Source organism: Streptomyces globisporus (genome assembly GCF_003501885.1).
In the GTDB taxonomy this organism is placed as follows: domain Bacteria; phylum Actinomycetota; class Actinomycetes; order Streptomycetales; family Streptomycetaceae; genus Streptomyces; species Streptomyces globisporus_D.
The window spans coordinates 1-2,635 of the sequence record NZ_QWFA01000350.1; the positions used below are offsets into that span (position 1 = coordinate 1).

At 76.5% G+C, this 2,635-nt stretch carries 2 pseudogenes; one reads left to right on the forward strand and one right to left on the reverse strand.

The features are described from left to right. Positions 1-80: 80 nt before the first annotated feature. Positions 81-2,087: pseudogene (locus tag D3105_RS33330) on the reverse strand (helicase-associated domain-containing protein); the annotation flags it as partial. Positions 2,088-2,151: 64 nt separating this feature from the next. Here D3105_RS33330 and D3105_RS33335 point away from each other — a divergent pair. After that, a pseudogene (locus D3105_RS33335) lies at positions 2,152-2,635 on the forward strand (hypothetical protein); the annotation flags it as partial.

A 2,635-nucleotide genomic window follows, 5' to 3' on the forward strand; every position in this document is an offset into this window, starting at 1 on the left:
GGCTCCCTCCTCGAAGCCCTGCGCGACATGGGCTACGCGCCGGCCGCCGAATCCGCCGAGGGCGACGTCCTGATCACCCGCGCCGGCGCGTAGCCCATGTCGCGCAGGGCTTCGAGGAGGGAGCCGGGGTCGGACTGGGCGGCCATGACCGTGGGGGCCAGGCGGCGCAGGCGCAGGCCCGTGGAGCGGCGGTCGGCCAGGATCTCGTTGAGGACCGCCTCGTCGTCGCAGCGTACGTACGCGGACGCCGCCCCGATCCGCAGATGCCCGTGGCGGCGGGCCACGTCGTCGATGAGGTAGCTCAGCGGCTGCGGTACCGGCGTACGGCTGTGCGCGGCCAGGAACGCGTGCAGGTCGGCCGCCGCCTGCCCGGCGTCCAGGGCGCGGCGCACCGAACCGGGCGTGAAGCGGTACACCGTCGCCCCGCCCTTCGACTCCACGTCGGCCAGGACGGAGAGCATGTCCGCCAGCGGGCGCTCCAGGGGGCCCGGGGCGACCGCCGTCAGGTCGGCCTGGAGCAGGACGTGGTCCAGGGGTTCGGGGAGGAGGGGGGCCAGGAGGGCCGCCGCTGCCCTCTCGCCTTCGTTGAGGAGCGCGCGGGCCTGTGCGGACAGCGCGCCCCGGCCCGTGATGCCCAGCAGCTCCGCCTCGTTGAGGGCCCAGAGCGCCAGGCGGGAGCGGAGGTCCGAGCCCTCCGCCGTCGGCGCCGAACCGCGCAACGGGCGTTCCCAGCGCAGCCGTCGCAGCAGCGTCTCGGCCTCCGGCGCGGTGCCCGGCGGGAGTTCGGCGAACAGGGCCAGCACCCGGCGGCGTACGTCGGGGGCGGCCGAGCGGTCCAGCTCCGGGCCGAGCGCGGACAGGGCACGCCCCTTGGCGTCCTGGCCGCCGACCAGGCCCGGGGTCCGGGTGGCGGCGAGCCAGGCGGTGGCCAGATGCGTCCAGCGGTCCTCGGCGGACAGGTCGAGCCACTCGTCGGACGCGGGCGTCGGCGCGTACCGCTCGTCGGTCTCCCCGTCGGAGGCCAGCAGCCCCGCCCCGTAGGCCAGTTCGATCCAGAACGCGGCGATCGGCTCGGTCACGTCCAGCGCCGTCGCGGCACGCTTCAGCTCCCGTACGCTCAGGCCGCCCGCGCGCAGGATCGTCGGGCCGCCGCCGTCCCAGAGCTTCAGCAGCTCCTCGACCGTGGACAGCGCCATGAACGCCTGGCCCGCCGCCGCCCTGTCCACAGCCTGTGGATCCCGTTCGGCCGCCGCCGCGACGACCGGGGGGACCGGTTCCGGCACCCGGTGCGCGCGCCCGGCCCGGAGGTGGAGCGCCGCCTCGCGCGGCAGGACCACCGTGCGCGTCGACACCGGCAGCAACAGGCCCCGGTCGCGCAGCCACTTCACGGGAGGCGTGGGGTTCGGCGTGACCTCCCCGTACGGCGGCCCCCACACCAGCCGGTCCAGCACCGACAGCGCTTCCACCGGGGCCGTGTCCAGCAGCGCCGCCATCCGCGTCCGGTCCGTGAACAGCGCGGACAGAGCGGTCACCGCCGAGACCGGGTCGTGCGTCGCGGGCAGGCCCGTCGACGCCAGGATCTCCTGGAGGCGGCCCGGCGACATGCCCGCCGTCGCCTCCGCGACCGTGGGGCCCAGGCCCGTGGGAGAGGGGTGCTGCGGGGACGGGGCGAGCAGTTCGCGGGCGGTGCGCACCAGCCGCAGCCGGTCGTCCTCGCCCCAGACCAGGGCCTGTTCGCGCAGCGTCGCCAGCGCGCCCGGCAGCGCGGCGGTGATCGCCGCGCCCACGTCGTCGCGCTGCTCGCCGTCGTCAAGACCGTCGCCGGTGAGAAGGGAGAGCAGCGAGTCGTACGGGGCCGGGTCCGGCGCCACCGCCAGCGCCTCGGCGGTCTGCAGTGCGAACCGGTCCAGATGCTCCAGCGCGCGGACGACGGACGCCCGGGTACCGGCCCGTGTGGCGAGCTGCGTGATGTCGTTCGGCACCGGATTGAGGAGATCGGGACGGGCACGCAGCAGCCCGGCCAGCGATTCGTCGCCCCGGGCGCGCAGGGCTTCGGCGAGCGTGCGCGGTGGTGTGGTCGTCCCCATCCGTCCCACGGTAGCCGCTGGAACGCTACCGTCGGGGCAGGGCCGGGTAGAGGGGACGCACCGCGTGGGGATCGAGAGCGACCAGCTCGTGTACGACTACCTGAGCCGGGTCGGCGACCTGGCTCAGCAGCAACAGCTCTCGTCGGGCGCCCGGATGCGGCTCGTCTCGACGCTGCGGGGCGAGATCGACCGCCGCCGCACCACGGAGGGCGCGGACTCCCCGGCGGCCGTGCGGCGCATCATCGGCAGGCTCGGCAGCCCGGACGAACTGGTCGCCGCGGCGGCGCGGTCCGCCGACGGCGCGGTCCCGTTGCCGTCCGCCGGGACCGGTGCGGGCAGCGGTGAGCCGCAGCGGCGGGGGCTGCCCCGGCCCCGGAGCGGGCTGCTGCGCAAGGAGCCGAAGGAGGCCGGTCCCCGCGCGGACGAAGGGCGGGAGGTGACGGCTCCCCGGAAGCCGAAGCCGAAGCCGAAAGCCGGATTCGGGCGGGGCGCGTCGCGCCGCGAGGCGGAGGGGGCCGGGGCCGTGCCTGCTGAGGCCGGCCCCGGCC